Raw genomic sequence first — 14,794 nt, forward strand, 5'->3', positions numbered from 1 at the left:
TCCAAGGCAAGACCACCAGACCTGAGGGAGCGTCCCGGGCACCACCACCAGACCTGAGGGAGCGTTCCGGGCACCACCACCAGACCTGAGGGAGCGTCCCGAAAAACACCACCAGACCTGAGGGAGCGTCCGATTAGGCCGCGGGCCGCAGCGACGTGATCATCTTCCGGATTAGTTGGTATTCGGCAGTGCCGGCGTAGCGCTTCGCCTTCTCCAGATACGGCAACGACGCCGGGCCCGGGGTGAGATTGTTCGTCGGGTTGTAGGAGCCGCCAAACAACGCTCCGCTGGGCGGCCACAGGAACAGATGGAACATCGGGCAGGCGAGCGGCCCGGTCTCTTCGGGCATCATGGTGATGCCGTACGCGGCCATGGTCGTATGGCCCGGCGCAGTGCCGTCCCCGCGGGATTCAAACACGTAGCGGGGCATACCCCGGTCCGCGCTGCCCGGCTCTAGCAGGGACTGGAGGGGCTGGGAATCGTAGACCTGGTACGGGTACTGCTCGGTGCACTCGGCGCCGGTAACGATGTTGGTTCGCAGTTGGGCCATCGGCTTCCCGGCCGCGTTGGTCACGTCCACGAACGCGCCGCCCAGGTCACCGCCGGGATCCCTGGCGGTCCAGTCCGGCGGGTAGTCGAAGGACAGTCCGTCCGAGGTCGTGAACGTCTGCCAGCCCGACGGCGTTGTGTCCGGCTGCATTGCGGGGGACGGCGTTGCGGTTTCGGAGGCTGGTGAGCCCGCCGCCGTCGTACTTGTGGGCGCGGTGTTCTCCGCCGGCGCCGCCGGGGCAGCACAGCCGCCGAGCAGGAGGACCAGCCCCACCGCGGTGCCGGCCGTTTGCCACGCACGTGCCACGGGCGGCTACTTCCCCGCCGGGCGCAGGGACATCATCGCCTGTTTGATGTATTTGTACTCGGTGGTGTCCTTGTACACCTCGGGGGTGTCCACGTGCATCGGTTTGCCGGGGGTGGTGTCGAACGGATCGTAGACGCCGCCAAAGGACGCCGATTTGGGCGGCCAGGGGAAGACATGGGAGATCGGGCAGGCCTCGGTCCCGGTGGGCTCCGGCGCCGCCGTGATGCCGTAGGCGAAGGTGTTCGGTTTCGACATGTCCGCCGGGGTGGCGTTGACTCTGGCCTCGTAGGTAAAGCGGGGGGTCACCCCGGACTGCGCCAGGGCTGGAACCGGCGCGGAGTCGTAGACCATGAACTGCGATTTCGTTGTGCACGCCGGACCGGCGCCCACCCCTGTGCGGAGCCTCGCCATCGTCTTGCCGTAATCGCTCACCAGCGCCGCAGCGCCGTTGACCTCCTTGACGGACCAGGCGGCCGGGTAGTCGAACGTCAGGGTTCCGTCCGCCGTCGTGTATGACTTCCAGCCTGCCGGGGCAGCCGGCGTCGGGGCGGGCGTTGTCGCGTCCGGCTGCGTGGTACCCGTGGGGGACGGTGACACCGATGTTGGCGAGGCGCTCGACGGCGAGGCGCTCGCAGTGGCGGAGGCCGACGTCGTGCCCGGCGGGGTGGTGGCCGGAGCCGCCGCGGGCGACCCGCATCCAGACAACAAAAGCGCCGCGCAGAACGCGGCGGAAACGGCTGCACCCGATGATGTCTTATGGCTCATGTCACCCTCCCCCGGAGATGCAAGTGATGGCACCATTCTGGGGCATTGAACCGCGGATTCTAGGGCCTTAGGGCCCTAAACCGGCTCCAATGCGACCCCCGAAGTGCCGGGGAGAACAGGCGTGATCAGACCCACCTTGACATTCCACCGATTTCAATTGGCCAGAGAAGCTTGCTAATCCTTGAATGATGCAAGAGTTTCTGAGTTCCGCCATGCCCTTCCTCGCTGTGGCGTTCGCCGTGGCCGCCGGGCTGATCGCCTCCTGGCTGGTGCGCCGGGTGATCCTCCGGCTCAACCGCAAGCAGGAGGCCCTGCGGGAGACCTCCCGAATGGCGCGGTTGCCGCTGCGTTTCGCGCTGTGCCTGGTCGGAGTGCGGATCGCACTGGCCCTGACCACCGCCGACGCCGAATGGCGCCGCAACGTGGACCACGGCCTGACGATCGCGCTGATTGGGTCTGTCGCCTGGCTGGCGATTGCGGTGTTGCTGATCATCGAGACCATGGTCCTCACGCGCTACCGGGTGGATGTGGCGGACAACCGGCGCGCCCGCCGGCTCCGCACCCAGGTGATCCTGGCGCGTCGGATCGGCGTCGCGCTGATCGCCATTGTGGCACTGGGCAGCATCATGCTGACCTTCCCCGCCATCCAGGCTCTGGGCGCCGGGCTGCTGGCTTCCGCGGGCGTGATCTCGATCGTCGCCGGCCTCGCAGCGCAGACCTCCTTGGTCAACGTCTTCGCCGGCATCCAGCTCGCCTTCACCGACGCGATCCGGGTGGACGACGTCGTCGTGGTGGTGCAGAAGGAATGGGGCCGGATCGAGGAGATCACCCTGACCTACGTGGTGGTCCACATCTGGGATGACCGCCGGCTGATCCTGCCGTCCACGTACTTCACCACCACGCCGTTCGAGAACTGGACCCGGCGCCAGTCCGAGGTGATGGGCACAGTGGAGTTCGACCTCGACTGGCGTGCCCCGGTGGAGGCCATGCGCGCCGAGCTGAAGCGGGTCCTCGCAACCACCGAGCTCTGGGACAAGCGCGTGGGCATCCTGCAGATCACCGACGCGACGGCGGGCTTTGTCCGCGTTCGCATCCTGGTCAGCGCCGGAGACAGCGCCTCTCTCTTCGACCTGCGCTGCCTGATCCGCGAAGAGCTGGTGCTCTTCCTGCAGCAGGAATACCCGACGGCGCTCCCCCACGTCCGTCTCGAATCCATGCCGTCCACTGCAGCCTCCGGCCAGCCCGCGGCACGGCGTCCGGGCAAGCTCGCTGCGGCGGATGAGACCGCCGCGCGGCTGCCCTCCGACCCGCACGACTCACAGCTCTTCACCGGCTCGATCGAAGCCGTGCAGCGCTCCCGGGCATTTTCCGGACCGGGCGAGGATGTGTTCGAGGACCGGGACAAGTCGATCGCGGCGCAGAACTAGCCAAGCTCTTCGCTGGCCGCCTTCCCTCCCGCCGGTGACGGGTCGATAATCGGAGCCATGACCATCCCCCCAGCACCCGAACCGTCCCCGTTTCCGCCTGAGCCCGGGCCGACGTCGCCCGAGCCGCAGCCCGGCGATCCGTTCCCGCCGGATCCGGGACCTACCTCGCCGGCGCCGATCCCAGCCCCGGGCCCAAGTCCGGCGCCAGGGCCTACGCCGGGTCCGTTGCCCATTCCCGACCCAGGCCCGGTTCCGCCTCCGCCCGTTCCACCGGCCCCGGATCCCACCCGGTTCTAACCCGACGCGGGGTCACTTACGGCCCATCCCGATAGCCAGGATGGGCCGTAAATGACCCCGCGTTGCTTGGTGCAGATCCGCCGCAGGCCTACTCGACGACGATGTCCTTGGTCCGGTGGTCGTACTGGATGACCAGCAGCCCGCCACGGTGGTGCACCTCGTGGTTGGCGCCGTCGAAGTGGCCGAATGCGCCGTAGTTCTCATCCCAGGAGCGGTTGATCGCGATCTTGAAGCTGTAGGAGCCGGCGGGCAGTTCGGCGGCGAGCTTCCAGAGCTGGTCCACCTCGTCCAGCTGCATCTGGGACTCGTCGTACTGCGGCGCCCAGTTGGCAGGGGCGCCGAGCAGGACGTTGAAGTCGCCGGCGACGGCCACCTCGGCCGGCTGCTGGATGGTCTCCGCGCGTGCTGCCGGGGCGGCGGGCTCGGCAACGCTGGCCGCCTTTTCCGAGGACTTGCGCTTGCGGACGGCCTTGGCGACCGGCGCAACAACCTCTTCCACGAGCTTGGCGGCCGTGTCGGCCACCTTCTCTGCGACCTCTTCGGCTACCTTGACGGCCTTCGGCGCGGCCTTTGGCGCCGGCTTGCCCGCGTGACCCGCCGGGGCGGACGGCAGCGGGGTGTCCGCGGGAGGCTGGGTACCGGCGTCGAGCGCTGCAGTGAAAGCGGCGGAATCGGCGAAGGCGACCGTGGCGCGCTGGCCGTCCTCGGTGATGGTCCAGCCGGAACGGCCCTTGACCAGCCAGCCGGCCTTGACCAGCTTCGCGGTGGCGGTGGTCAGCGCCTTGTGGCCGCGGGGAATGCCGCCGCTGAGCAGTTCGCGCTCGTGGTCGTTGAGCGGCACCCGCGCGATTGCCTCGCCGAGCACGACGCCGGCGTTCAGCTTCTCGCCCGACCAGACCCCCTCGGCCAGGACGTCCAGCACAGCCTTAAGCCGAAGGTTCGTGTTTTCCGCAGCGTTCGCGCCCATGGGTCTCCTTTAGAAGCAATTGATCCACCTGCATTTTGCCAAGGTTCGGCAGGTTCCGCGACCGGACGGGGTTAACTCTGTGTGTCGTGACCCCCTGTGACGGCCAAAGCGGTGTTGCGTGGCTAGATCCGCGGGATCAGCACGGGGGTGTTCTTCTTGTAGGCCTCGTAGTCGGCCTGGCCGCCCCACTTGGTGTCGGCCTTCTTTTCGAGATGCGGTACCCCGCTGACCTTGGTGATCAACAGGGCGACGAAGATCGGGGAGATGAGGGCGACCCACTGCCAGCCCTGCAGCACCGGCAGGGCGATGATGGCGACGCCGATCCAGAGCAGGATTTCACCGAAGTAGTTCGGATGCCGCGACTTCGCCCACAACCCCGTCGAGATGAACTTCCCCTTGTTGGCGGGGTCGGCGCTGAACCGTGACTTCTGGGAGTCGGCCACAACCTCGAAGCTGAAGCCGGCCACCCAGACGAGCAGGCCCGCCACGGCGAAGCCATCCAGTGCTGCCCGGTTCGCGGACGTCATGGCCACCCATGCGGCGGCCGCCGTGAATGCCACCCAGATTCCCTGCATGGTCCAGACGCTCAGGAAACGGACGAAGGACGGCTTGATCTCATCGAAGCGGTCGTCCTTCCCGGCTTTACTGATGCGGCGGAAGAGGAAGGAACCCAGCCGGATCGCCCACACCAGGACCAACCCCGCCAGCAGGAGTCCCCGGGCGTCGATCCCCGGCGTCAGCAGTACCAGCAGCAGGGTGACGGCGATGTAGCTCAGGGAGCCGGTTAGGTCGTAAAACTTCTCGGTTTGAGCCAGGAAGGCCGGGATGAATGCCAGCCACTGGATCAGGAAGGCTGCCCCGACGGCGAGCACGAACACCGGGATCCCGCCCGCGACTGCACCGCCCTGGCTGCCGGCCCAGGCGAGCCCGGCACCGAGCAGCACCACCACCGGGATGACGGCGAGCGCCTTGCGTTCGGACTCCTTCATGGACGGTTCCTTCCGTTGGCGGCCCGAGGTCTCGTAACCGGCGCTTACTACTAAGCCTACGAATTAGTATTGGGGAAAGTTCCAGTTCCACCGGTCATGCCCCGCCCATCACTCATCGCGCGTCCCGCCCAGAAGGAGCCCCCATGACCCGTCCGCTCAGGAAGTGGCTGCTGGCTTACGCGGTAGCCGCCGTGATTTTCGCCGGGATCGACGCCGTCTGGATCTTTACCGTGGCCAACCCCCAGTACCGCAGCCAGATCGGGCACCTGCTTCCGGCCAGCTTCAACGTCGTGGGCGCTGTCCTGTTCTACCTCGTCTACGTGGTGGGCATCGTGCACTACGGCATCCGGCCCAACGACGCGCGGGCCACGCTTCGCAGCCGCGTCATCGGGGCGGCCCTATTCGGCTTCTTCACCTACGCCACCTGGGCCCTGACCGCGTTTGCCATCCTCAAGGACTTCCCCGCCCTGGTGGCCGTGACGGACATCGTCTGGGGAGCCGCGGTGTGCGCGGGCGTCACCGCCCTCACGGCCACGATTCTGCGACTGGGCCAACCCGTTGCCCGCGGCAAGCAAGCTCACTAGAGTGGGCTGATCGACGCCGCACGCCGCACGCTCGCCCGGGTGCTTGTCCGCGGCACTCCATCCCCCTCTGTTCAGGAGATCCCTATGGAATCACGCACCCTTGGCTCGCTCACCGTCTCCGCCCTCGGACTGGGCTGCATGGGCATGAGCGAGTTTTACGGCCAGGGCGACGAACGGGAGTCCGTCGCCACCATCCACGCCTTCCTTGATGCCGGCGGAACCCTGCTGGACACCGCGGACATGTACGGCCCGTTCACCAATGAGAAGCTGGTGGGGGGCGCCATCGCAGGCCGCCGTGACGACGTCGTGCTGGCCACCAAATTCGGCAACGAACGCCGCGAGGACGGGTCGTGGGTCGGTATCAACGGCAAGCCCGAATACGTCCGGGCCGCGTGCGACGCGAGCCTGCAGCGCCTCGGCGTCGACCACATCGACCTGTATTACCAGCACCGGGTGGACAAGACCGTGCCGATCGAGGAGACCGTCGGCGCCATGGCCGAGCTGGTCCAGGCCGGCAAGGTCAAGCACCTGGGACTCTCCGAGGCCAGCGCCGACACCGTCCGCCGGGCCCACGCCGTGCACCCCATCACCGCCCTGCAGACCGAATATTCCCTGTGGGAGCGCGAGCCCGAGACCAAGATTTTCCCGGTGCTCGCCGAACTCGGCATTGGCTTCGTCCCCTACAGCCCGCTGGGCCGCGGCTTCCTCACCGGCCAGCTGCGCAGCGAGGAGGACTTCGCCGAAGACGACTTCCGCCGCCACTCGCCGCGCTTCCAGGGCGAGAACTTCACCCGCAACCTGGAACTCGTGGACCGAGTCACGGAGCTCGCCCGCGAGAAGGGCTGCACCCCCGCGCAGCTCGCGCTCGCCTGGCTGCTGGCCCAGGGCGAGCACATCGTGCCGATCCCCGGGACCAAGAAGCGCGAACGGCTGCAGGAAAACCTGGGCGCCGTCGACGTCGAGCTCTCCGCGAGCGACCTTGCCCGGCTCGATGAGCTGGCCCCGGCCGGCGTCGCCGCCGGCGCCCGTTACCCGCACATGGACAGCATCGACGTCTAGTCGCCCCGCCCCGCCCCGGGCGTTGCTCTCTCACTTATGGCTCCTATCCGGCCGGTTTAGCAGCCACAAGTGAGAGAGCAACCAAGAGGGTTAGCGGCCCGAGGGCCGGCAACCGAGGGGGTTAGCGCCCCGAGGCAGCCAGTTCGGCCAGCAGCTCGGTCTTGCGTTCCTCGCTTGCGAAGGAGGACCGGATGGAGTTCGCCGCGAGCCGCACGCAGTCGAACTCGGAGAGGCCGATCACGGACTTGAGCTGGGCAAAGTTGTCATCCACGTACCCGCCGAAGTAGGCCGGGTCGTCAGAATTCACGCTGACGTTCAGCCCGGCCGCGAGCATGCCCGGCAGCGGGTGGTCGGCGAGCGTGTCAACCGCGCGGAGCCGGACGTTGGAGAGCGGGCAGACGGTCAGCGGCATGAGCTCGTTGACCATGCGTTCCACCAGCTCGGGGTCCTCCATGCAGCGGATGCCATGGTCGATCCGTTCCACGCCCAGCAGGTCCAGCGCCTCGATGATGTACGACGGCGGACCCTCCTCACCGGCGTGCGCGATCCGCCGCAGCCCGGCTTCCGCGGCGCGGGCGAAGAGCCTTTCGAACTTCGACGGCGGGTTGCCCACCTCGGCCGAGTCGAGGCCGATTCCGGCGATCGGCGCACCCATGGCGAGCAACTGCTCCAGCACCTCGAGCGCCGATTCCTCGGACAGGTCGCGCAGGAACGCCGCGATCAGCAGGGTGGAGATGCCGAATTCCTCCGCCGAGGTGGCCAGCACCGAGGCCACGCCGTTCACGCAGGTCTCCAGGGACACGCCGCGGGTCAGGTGCGCCTGCGGATCCAGCATGATCTCGGCATGCCGCACCCCGGCCTTGGCGGCCCGCGCCAGGTAGGCGCGGGTCATGTCGGCGAAGTCCTGCTCGGTCTGCAGCACGGCCATGTTCGCGTAGTACAAGTCCAGGAACGACTGCAGGTCGGTGAATTCGTACCGGGCACGCAACTCGTCCAGGTCCGCGTACGGCAGCGTGATGTTGTTCCGTTCGGCGAGCGCAAAGATCAGTTCCGGCTCCAGCGTTCCCTCGATGTGCAGGTGCAGCTCGGCCACCGGCAGCGCCGCGTGGACCTCCTCGGGGATTTCGGCGAACTCGGGAACGGTTTCAGCTTCGCGCCCAGCGTCCTGCTCAGCCTCCCGCTCAGCCTGCGGCTCCCCTTGCGGCTCAGCTTGCGGCGCCTTAGCACCACCGTCGTAAGTTTCCATTCGGTAAGGATATGCCCGCCCGAGGCAAGGACGGATAGAGTCGAACAGATGCAGAATAATCAGCAGGCTTCCGATCTCACCGGCGTCACGCCGGACCACCCCACGGACGGCTTCGTCCGGGTCCGCGGCGCCCGGGAGAACAACCTGCGCAACGTGGACGTGGACGTGCCCCGCGACGCAATCGTCGCCTTCACCGGCGTCTCCGGCTCCGGCAAGTCCTCGCTCGCCTTCGGCACCATCTACGCCGAGGCCCAGCGCCGGTACTTCGAATCCGTGGCGCCCTACGCCCGGCGGCTGATCCAACAGGGGCACAACCCGAAGGTGGAGCTGATCACCGGCCTCCCGCCCGCCGTCGCGCTCCAGCAGCGGCGCGGCACCCCCAGTTCCCGCTCCACGGTGGGCACCGTCACCACGCTGTCCAACTCGCTCCGGATGCTCTTCTCCCGCGCCGGCAGCTACCCCGACGGCGCCGCGTCGCTCGACTCGGACGCCTTCTCCCCCAACACCGCGGCGGGGGCCTGCCCCGAATGCCACGGCCTCGGCATCGCCCACGCGGTCACCGAGTCCTCGCTGGTCCCGGACCCCTCGCTGAGCATCCGGGACGGCGCCATCGCTGCCTGGCCGGGCGCCTGGCAGGGCAAGAACCTGCGCGACATCCTCACGCACCTGGGCTACGACGTCGACACCCCGTGGCGGAAGCTGCCCAAGAAGCAGCGGGACTGGATCCTCTTCACCGAGGAGCAGCCCGTGGTGGAGGTGACACCGCAGCGCGACCGCGTCGCCAAACCCTATAAGGGCCGCTTCTGGAGCGCCCGCAGCTACGTCCTGCACACACTCGCCGATTCCAAGAGCACCACCATGCGCGACCGGGTGCTTCGCTACATGGAAACCGGCCCGTGCCCGCGCTGCGGCGGCAGCGGCCTGCGCCCCGAGGCCCTCGCCGTGACCTTCGCCGGCAAGACCATCGCCGAGCTCAACGCCGTCCCGATGACCGAACTGGCGCAGATCATCCGGCCCACCACCGAACTGACCTCCGCCGGGACTGCCTCCCGCAAGCAGTCCTCCGGCGAGTCCAACGAGGTGGCCGTCGCGATCACCCGCGACCTGCTGCAGCGCGTCACCGTGCTCCTGGACCTGGGCCTGGGCTACCTCGCGCTGGGCCGTTCCACCCCCACGCTTTCCCCCGGCGAAATGCAACGCCTCCGCATCGCCACCCAGCTGCGCTCCGGCCTGTTCGGTGTGATCTACGTGCTCGACGAGCCCTCCGCCGGCCTGCACCCCGCCGACGCCGAACCCCTGCTCGCGGTGCTGGACCAGCTCAAGTCCTCCGGAAACTCGGTGTTCGTGGTGGAGCACAACATGGACGTGGTGCGCCGCGCCGACTGGCTGGTGGACGTGGGCCCGCGCGCCGGCGAGGGCGGCGGCGAGGTGCTCTACAGCGGCCCGGTGGCCGGCCTCGCCGAGATCGACGCCTCCGTCACGCGGCCGTACCTGTTCCCGGAAGCAGACGGGCTCAATGCGGACGGTCTCAAGGCGGCCGGGCTCAAGGCGGACGACGGCGGCGCGCCCGGTTCGGCGGGCAAGGGCACCCGCCGCCCCGGGCGCGGCACCCGCCGCGAGGCCGCCGGCTGGCTCGAGCTGCGCGACATTAGCCGCCACAACCTGCAGAACCTCGATGCGAACTTCCCGCTCGGGGTGCTCACCGCCGTCACCGGGGTCTCCGGTTCGGGCAAGTCGACGCTGGTCAGCCAGGTCCTCGCCGAGGTGGCCAACTCCTGGCTGCACCCGGGGGCTGACGCCACGGCCGGCGCCGCGGCGTCACCGGACGAGGTGGCCGACGAGGCCGAGGAGCTCAGCGCGCCGCTGAGCGTCGGGCCGGTGTCCGGGCTGGAGCACATCGACCGGCTCGTGAAAGTGGACCAGAAACCGATCGGCCGCACGCCGCGCTCCAACCTCGCCACCTATACCGGGCTGTTCGACGCCGTCCGCAAGGAATTCGCGGCGACCGACCAGGCCAAGGCCCGCGGCTTTGGCGCCGGACGTTTTTCCTTCAACGTCGCCGGCGGGCGCTGCGAGACCTGCCAGGGTGAAGGCTTTGTGGCCGTGGAGCTGCTCTTCCTGCCCGGCAGCTACGGCCCCTGCCCGGAATGCCACGGATCGCGCTACAACCCCGAAACCCTGGAGGTCACCTACCGCGGCAAGAACGTGGCGGAGGTGCTCGGCATGACGGTCAACGTGGCCGCGGACTTCCTCACCGACGTCCCGGCCGCCGCGCGCGCCCTGCAAACCCTGCGCGAAGTGGGCCTGGGCTACCTCCGGCTGGGCCAGCCCGCCACCGAACTCTCCGGCGGCGAGGCCCAGCGGATCAAACTCGCCACCGAACTGCAGCGCGCCCAGCGCGGCCACTCGCTCTACCTGCTGGACGAGCCCACCACCGGACTGCACCCGGCCGACGTCGAACTCCTGATGGCCCAGCTGCACCGGCTGGTCGACGCCGGGAACACCGTCGTGGTGGTGGAACACGAGATGGACGTGGTGGCCGCCGCGGACTGGGTGATCGACCTCGGACCTGCCGGTGGCGACGCCGGCGGCAAGATCATCGCAGCAGGGGAACCCGCCGTCGTCGCACGCTCCAAAAAGAGCAGGACCGCCCCGTACCTCGGGGCGGTCCTGAAGGGCTAAAGCGGAGCAGGCTCTACGCGGCGCGGGGCAGTTCGCGGATGATGCGGACCTTCCAGGCGGTGTCGTCGCTGGTGTCCAGCAGGGCCACGGTGCCCTGCGCGAGGTGCAGGGCGACGCGCTTGGCTGCGAGCAGTTCCAGGTAGAGCTGTTCGTTCATCCGGGCCGGGGTGTCGATCACGTACTTCACCGCGTCACGGACCTTGCGGTAGTTGGCGCTGCGCTCCCGGTGCAGGTGGAGTTCGAGCATCCGGCGCTGCCGCAGCCGCGGCTCATGCCGGTTCAGCCAAGACACGGCCGCGTGCACAGCCACCACCAGGGTGAGCGAGATCGCATAGATTTCCCAACCGCTGGAGAGCAGGAACAGCGGCAAATTGGCGATCGCTACGACGGCGATGAACAGCCGGAACGCCAGCAGCCGCCGCATGGTCAGGGCCACCGAGGCAAGGGCCGCGCGGAAACCGTGCTGTTCCTTGCGGGCCTCGGCCGGGTCCAGCGTGAATTCTTCGAGGACCAGGATTCCGTTGGCTTCCGGGCCGAGCATTTGTCCGTATTTGGGCGCAATGGGCGCCGTTGATTCAAGGGTCATGGCGGGTCTTCCGTGCGGCTGGGGTGGTTCCCGTAAATGATAAATCCCCGGTCTGGGAGCTGTCTGTACGTATCCGCGATGTGAACACGCTCACCCGGCGGCCCCAGCAATTGGCGATGCGGCCCCGTGGCCCCAAACTGGAGAGATGCAGACTTTCCTCCCCTTCCCCGATTTCCAGCAGAGCGCCGCGGCCCTTGACCCCGCGCGGCTCGGCAAGCAGCGCGTCGAGGCGCTGCAAATGCTGCGCGCGCTGGTGATTCCCGAATACGGCTGGCAGTCCCACCCCGCCGTCCGGATGTGGATGGGACACGTCCCTGCGCTGACGATGTACGGCCTGGCCATGGTGGACGAATGGACCGCCCGCGGCGGCGAAGACACCACCCGGGAAAAGATCATGGAGTTCGCTCCGCAGGCCGCGCACCCTGACTACGCTGCCAGGATCCCGATGCCCTACTGGCTCGGCAACCCGGATTTCCACCTCAGCCACCGCTCCCGGCTCCTCGCCAAGGATGAGCGGTTCTACGCGTCGGTGTTCCCCGGCACGGACCCGGACCTGGAGTACGTCTGGCCCGAGCCCAAGCACGAACTGCTCCCGGAAGACCCCACCGGCGACCGGATGTGGGTCCTCCGCCTGCCGCTGGGAGACACGGATCCGCAGCAGCTGGACACGATCAGCCTGCCACCCGTGCGCGGCAAGGCGAACAGCCCTGCCGGGGACGAGGAGTACCAGTTCGTCTACGCGGACAACGGTTCGCGCCGGCCGGACAAGAACGCCCGCAAGCGCCCGGCCAAGCCGCTGGTGAAGAAGCCCACCCGCAAGCGCCAAGCGCAGGAAGAGGCCTTCACCACGCTGCCCGGCAAGTCGATCGTGGCAATCCCGCTCGAGGGCGGCCGCTCCTTCGCCGTCGGCGAGGTCCAGGGCCGTCCGATCACGGTGGACGGCCACTTTGCCCGCAACTTCCAGGTCAACGAAATCCTGGCCCGCCGGGACTTCGACTACCCGGCGCTGCTGCAGGATCCCCGGGCTTTCTTCCCGATCCCGGCACGCTAGCTCGGGGGGCCTGACCGCTCGCGGGTTCCGTCCGCAGTCGGCGTTTCGTAGCGTCGAGGTGGGTCGGAACCCGCGAGTACGTCTGCTGCCGACCTCACCGCCCCGGAATTGCTGGCAGACTTGCCGGTATGACTGTACTGCTGGCCGGTTGCGGCGATCTGGGGACCGAGGCCGGGCTGCGTTTTGCCGCGGCCGGGCACCGCGTGGTGGGCTGGCGGCGCTCACCGGAAAAACTCCCTGAGGCCATCGAGGGCGCTGCGGCGGACCTGAGCTCCGGCACACTGCCACCGGTCCCCGCGGACACCACAGCCGTCGTCGTCGCCATCGCCGCGGACTCCCCCACCGAGGAGGCCTACCGGGCGGCGTATGTGGACGGCCTGGCGCACGTGCTCGACGCCGTAGTGGCGTCCGGTGCGCCGGTCCGCCGGGTGCTGTTTGTCTCCTCCACCGCGGTGTACGGCGGCGCCGGGGGCGGCTGGGTGGACGAGACCACGACGCCGAACCCAGGTGGATTCTCCGGCCGCATCATCCGCGAAGCCGAGGAGTTGCTCTTCAGCCGGCTCCGCGGCACCGGGATTGCGCCGGTGGTGCTGCGCCTCGGCGGGATCTACGGGCCGGGCCGCACCCGGCTGATCGACCAGGTGCGCGGCGGGAGCGCCATCATTCCGGCCGAGTCCCGCTTCACCAACCGGATCCACCGTGACGACGCCGCTGCCGCGATCGTGCACCTATGCACCATGGACGCAGAGCCGGCGCCGTTGTATCTGGGCGTGGACAACGAGCCCGCCGAACTCGGCGAGGTGTTGCGCTTCCTGGCGGTCGAGCTGGGACTCCCGGAGCCTCGTCTCGAAGCGGGGGCTGCCTCGGCCGGCGAGCCCGGGCGGACAGGCAGCGGCGAGCCGTCCCGCGGCGGAAACAAGCGTGTCAGCAGCGCGCTGCTGCGCTCCACCGGCTTCGAGTTCGAGTATCCAAGCTTCCGCGAGGGCTACCGAGCGATCCTCGCCGGCGTCGGCGAGCGGCACCCGTGATGCCGTTTGCTCGCTGACCACTAATTTTCACACTCGACTCCTCCAAGGGGCAGCATGGATTTTCAGCACATCATCGAGACGGTCGGCCGGTTCATGGACTTCGCCGGCGTGGCCATCATGGTCATCGGCGCCCTGGTGTCCATCCCGATGGCCCTGAGGGGATTTCAACCGCGGCAGCTGCCGGCCGGGTCCGAACCGCTCTCGGTCTACCGGTCCTACCGGCAACTGCTGGGCCGCTCCATCCTGCTGGGCCTCGAACTGTTGGTGGCCGCCGACATCATCCGAACCGTCGCCGTCACGCCGACCTTCGAGAGCGTCGGCGTGCTGGCCATCATCGTGCTGATCCGAACCTTCCTGAGCTTCTCGCTCGAGCTCGAAATCACTGGGCGCTGGCCCTGGCAAAAGCAACCGGCGGCCGCCCAGACGGCCTCGACGGCCGGCTGACCCAATGGGTAATGATCCTTGGCCGGAGGCGGGCGGTTGGCCAGAGGCGCCCGAGCTGCCGCGGCCGGTCATCATGGACCAGCGCTGGACGGACGCCGTATTCCTGCACTGGCGCATTCCGCTGGCCGTGGCGGCTGCGTTCATGCCCGACGGCGTGGAGCCGGACGAGTGCGACGGCTCGGCCTGGGTGGGACTCATCGGCTTCCGCATGCAGGGCGCCGGCCTGGGCCACGGACCCGGCATTCCCTACTTCGGCAGCTTCAACGAGATCAACGTGCGGCTCTACTCCAGGGAACCGGACGGTACGCGGGGCGTTGTTTTCCTGACCCTGGATGCTTCCCGGCTGGCGGTGGTCCTGGCAGCACGCGCGGCGGGGATCCCCTACGTGTGGTCCCGGGACCGTTTCAGAGCTGCCAGCCCGAACGACCCCTCGACGGGCTATTCCGTCCGTCGCTTTCGGGGCGGAGCCCGGAGCGAGTTCGCGGCGGTCCCGGAGCTGGACACCGAAGCAGCCGATCCCTTGTCAGTCCACCTCACGGCACGATTTGGCCTGCACAGCCCGTTCCGCGGCAAAACACTCTACATTCCCAATACCCATGCGCCTTGGCCGCTCTACCGGGCTCGGGTGACGGTGTTGCAGGATCAACTCGTCGCAGCCGCCGGCATCACCGTTACAGGACCGCCTGAATCCGTGTTGTTCTCCCCCGGCGTGCGGACGCAGTTTGGCCGGCCGAGGGCGCTGGCCGGCGGGAGCTGAGCCCGTGGCCGTTCTGTTGCGGATAGTTGCTCGGTGCGCCTTCGACTGCGGCCAAT

At 68.4% G+C, this 14,794-nt stretch carries 14 protein-coding genes; 8 read left to right on the plus strand and 6 right to left on the minus strand.

What is annotated here, in order from left to right; all coding sequences use genetic code 11:
• Window positions 1–133: 133 nt before the first annotated feature.
• Both AC1DNC_RS14810 and AC1DNC_RS14815 read right to left on the minus strand, forming a co-directional pair.
• Window positions 134–856 (minus strand): hypothetical protein, encoded by a 723-nt coding sequence (locus tag AC1DNC_RS14810; RefSeq protein ID WP_476863291.1) that lies wholly within the window; start codon window positions 854–856, stop codon window positions 134–136.
• 6 nt (window positions 857–862) lie between these two features.
• Complete coding sequence (locus AC1DNC_RS14815; RefSeq protein WP_476863292.1) at window positions 863–1,621, minus strand: hypothetical protein; 759 nt, start codon at window positions 1,619–1,621, stop codon at window positions 863–865.
• 188 nt (window positions 1,622–1,809) lie between these two features.
• Between AC1DNC_RS14815 and AC1DNC_RS14820 the strand changes: the two genes are divergently transcribed.
• Window positions 1,810–3,048, plus strand: a complete 1,239-nt coding sequence (locus tag AC1DNC_RS14820; protein ID WP_476863399.1) for a mechanosensitive ion channel family protein — start codon at window positions 1,810–1,812, stop codon at window positions 3,046–3,048.
• Window positions 3,049–3,433: 385 nt separating this feature from the next.
• Here AC1DNC_RS14820 and AC1DNC_RS14825 read toward each other — a convergent pair whose 3' ends face one another.
• Both AC1DNC_RS14825 and AC1DNC_RS14830 read right to left on the minus strand, forming a co-directional pair.
• Window positions 3,434–4,312 (minus strand): pullulanase X25 domain-containing protein, encoded by an 879-nt coding sequence (locus tag AC1DNC_RS14825; protein ID WP_476863293.1) that lies wholly within the window; start codon window positions 4,310–4,312, stop codon window positions 3,434–3,436.
• 122 nt (window positions 4,313–4,434) lie between these two features.
• Window positions 4,435–5,301, minus strand: coding sequence for a DUF1295 domain-containing protein (locus AC1DNC_RS14830; RefSeq protein WP_476863294.1), 867 nt, complete (start codon window positions 5,299–5,301; stop codon window positions 4,435–4,437).
• A gap of 143 nt (window positions 5,302–5,444) precedes the next feature.
• On the opposite strand from AC1DNC_RS14830, the gene AC1DNC_RS14835 reads away from it, so the two are divergent.
• The gene (locus AC1DNC_RS14835; RefSeq protein WP_476863295.1) at window positions 5,445–5,885 is read left to right on the plus strand and encodes a DUF2177 family protein; all 441 of its coding nucleotides are present in this window, start codon (window positions 5,445–5,447) and stop codon (window positions 5,883–5,885) included.
• An 84-nt stretch (window positions 5,886–5,969) separates the two neighbouring features.
• Window positions 5,970–6,944 carry an aldo/keto reductase gene (locus AC1DNC_RS14840; RefSeq protein WP_476863296.1) on the plus strand — a complete coding sequence of 325 codons (975 nt, stop codon included), beginning with the start codon at window positions 5,970–5,972 and terminating at the stop codon, window positions 6,942–6,944.
• 121 nt (window positions 6,945–7,065) lie between these two features.
• On the opposite strand, the gene AC1DNC_RS14845 is transcribed toward AC1DNC_RS14840, so the two are convergent.
• The gene (locus AC1DNC_RS14845; protein WP_476863297.1) at window positions 7,066–8,190 is read right to left on the minus strand and encodes an adenosine deaminase; all 1,125 of its coding nucleotides are present in this window, start codon (window positions 8,188–8,190) and stop codon (window positions 7,066–7,068) included.
• A 48-nt stretch (window positions 8,191–8,238) separates the two neighbouring features.
• Between AC1DNC_RS14845 and AC1DNC_RS14850 the strand changes: the two genes are divergently transcribed.
• Entirely contained in the window at window positions 8,239–10,872 is a 2,634-nt protein-coding gene (locus AC1DNC_RS14850; RefSeq protein ID WP_476863298.1) for an excinuclease ABC subunit UvrA, read from the plus strand.
• Window positions 10,873–10,885: 13 nt separating this feature from the next.
• Here AC1DNC_RS14850 and AC1DNC_RS14855 read toward each other — a convergent pair whose 3' ends face one another.
• Window positions 10,886–11,458, minus strand: a complete 573-nt coding sequence (locus AC1DNC_RS14855; RefSeq protein ID WP_476863299.1) for a hypothetical protein — start codon at window positions 11,456–11,458, stop codon at window positions 10,886–10,888.
• Between the two features lie 145 nt (window positions 11,459–11,603).
• Here AC1DNC_RS14855 and AC1DNC_RS14860 point away from each other — a divergent pair, with 145 nt between their 5' ends.
• The 4 genes from AC1DNC_RS14860 (at window position 11,604) to AC1DNC_RS14875 (ending at window position 14,738) form a co-directional block, all read left to right on the plus strand.
• Window positions 11,604–12,509 carry an MSMEG_6728 family protein gene (locus AC1DNC_RS14860; RefSeq protein ID WP_476863300.1) on the plus strand — a complete coding sequence of 302 codons (906 nt, stop codon included), beginning with the start codon at window positions 11,604–11,606 and terminating at the stop codon, window positions 12,507–12,509.
• A gap of 128 nt (window positions 12,510–12,637) precedes the next feature.
• Window positions 12,638–13,537 carry an SDR family oxidoreductase gene (locus tag AC1DNC_RS14865; protein ID WP_476863301.1) on the plus strand — a complete coding sequence of 300 codons (900 nt, stop codon included), beginning with the start codon at window positions 12,638–12,640 and terminating at the stop codon, window positions 13,535–13,537.
• Window positions 13,538–13,591: 54 nt separating this feature from the next.
• Window positions 13,592–13,981, plus strand: coding sequence for a DUF1622 domain-containing protein (locus tag AC1DNC_RS14870; protein WP_476863302.1), 390 nt, complete (start codon window positions 13,592–13,594; stop codon window positions 13,979–13,981).
• 4 nt (window positions 13,982–13,985) lie between these two features.
• A complete protein-coding gene (locus AC1DNC_RS14875) occupies window positions 13,986–14,738 on the plus strand; it encodes a YqjF family protein (RefSeq protein WP_476863303.1) in 753 nt (250 codons plus the stop codon).
• Window positions 14,739–14,794 lie beyond the last annotated feature (56 nt).

This window comes from Arthrobacter sp. 01N442, assembly GCF_056399345.1.

Coding starts and splice junctions, on each gene's coding strand:
- AC1DNC_RS14875 (WP_476863303.1), top strand. CDS start 13,986: ATGGGTAATGATCCTTGGCCGGAGGCGGGCGGTTGGCCAGAGGCGCCC.
- AC1DNC_RS14825 (WP_476863293.1), bottom strand. CDS start 4,312: ATGGGCGCGAACGCTGCGGAAAACACGAACCTTCGGCTTAAGGCTGTG.
- AC1DNC_RS14845 (WP_476863297.1), bottom strand. CDS start 8,190: ATGGAAACTTACGACGGTGGTGCTAAGGCGCCGCAAGCTGAGCCGCAA.
- AC1DNC_RS14860 (WP_476863300.1), top strand. CDS start 11,604: ATGCAGACTTTCCTCCCCTTCCCCGATTTCCAGCAGAGCGCCGCGGCC.
- AC1DNC_RS14865 (WP_476863301.1), top strand. CDS start 12,638: ATGACTGTACTGCTGGCCGGTTGCGGCGATCTGGGGACCGAGGCCGGG.
- AC1DNC_RS14820 (WP_476863399.1), top strand. CDS start 1,810: ATGCAAGAGTTTCTGAGTTCCGCCATGCCCTTCCTCGCTGTGGCGTTC.
- AC1DNC_RS14850 (WP_476863298.1), top strand. CDS start 8,239: ATGCAGAATAATCAGCAGGCTTCCGATCTCACCGGCGTCACGCCGGAC.
- AC1DNC_RS14830 (WP_476863294.1), bottom strand. CDS start 5,301: ATGAAGGAGTCCGAACGCAAGGCGCTCGCCGTCATCCCGGTGGTGGTG.
- AC1DNC_RS14815 (WP_476863292.1), bottom strand. CDS start 1,621: ATGAGCCATAAGACATCATCGGGTGCAGCCGTTTCCGCCGCGTTCTGC.
- AC1DNC_RS14855 (WP_476863299.1), bottom strand. CDS start 11,458: ATGACCCTTGAATCAACGGCGCCCATTGCGCCCAAATACGGACAAATG.
- AC1DNC_RS14835 (WP_476863295.1), top strand. CDS start 5,445: ATGACCCGTCCGCTCAGGAAGTGGCTGCTGGCTTACGCGGTAGCCGCC.
- AC1DNC_RS14870 (WP_476863302.1), top strand. CDS start 13,592: ATGGATTTTCAGCACATCATCGAGACGGTCGGCCGGTTCATGGACTTC.
- AC1DNC_RS14840 (WP_476863296.1), top strand. CDS start 5,970: ATGGAATCACGCACCCTTGGCTCGCTCACCGTCTCCGCCCTCGGACTG.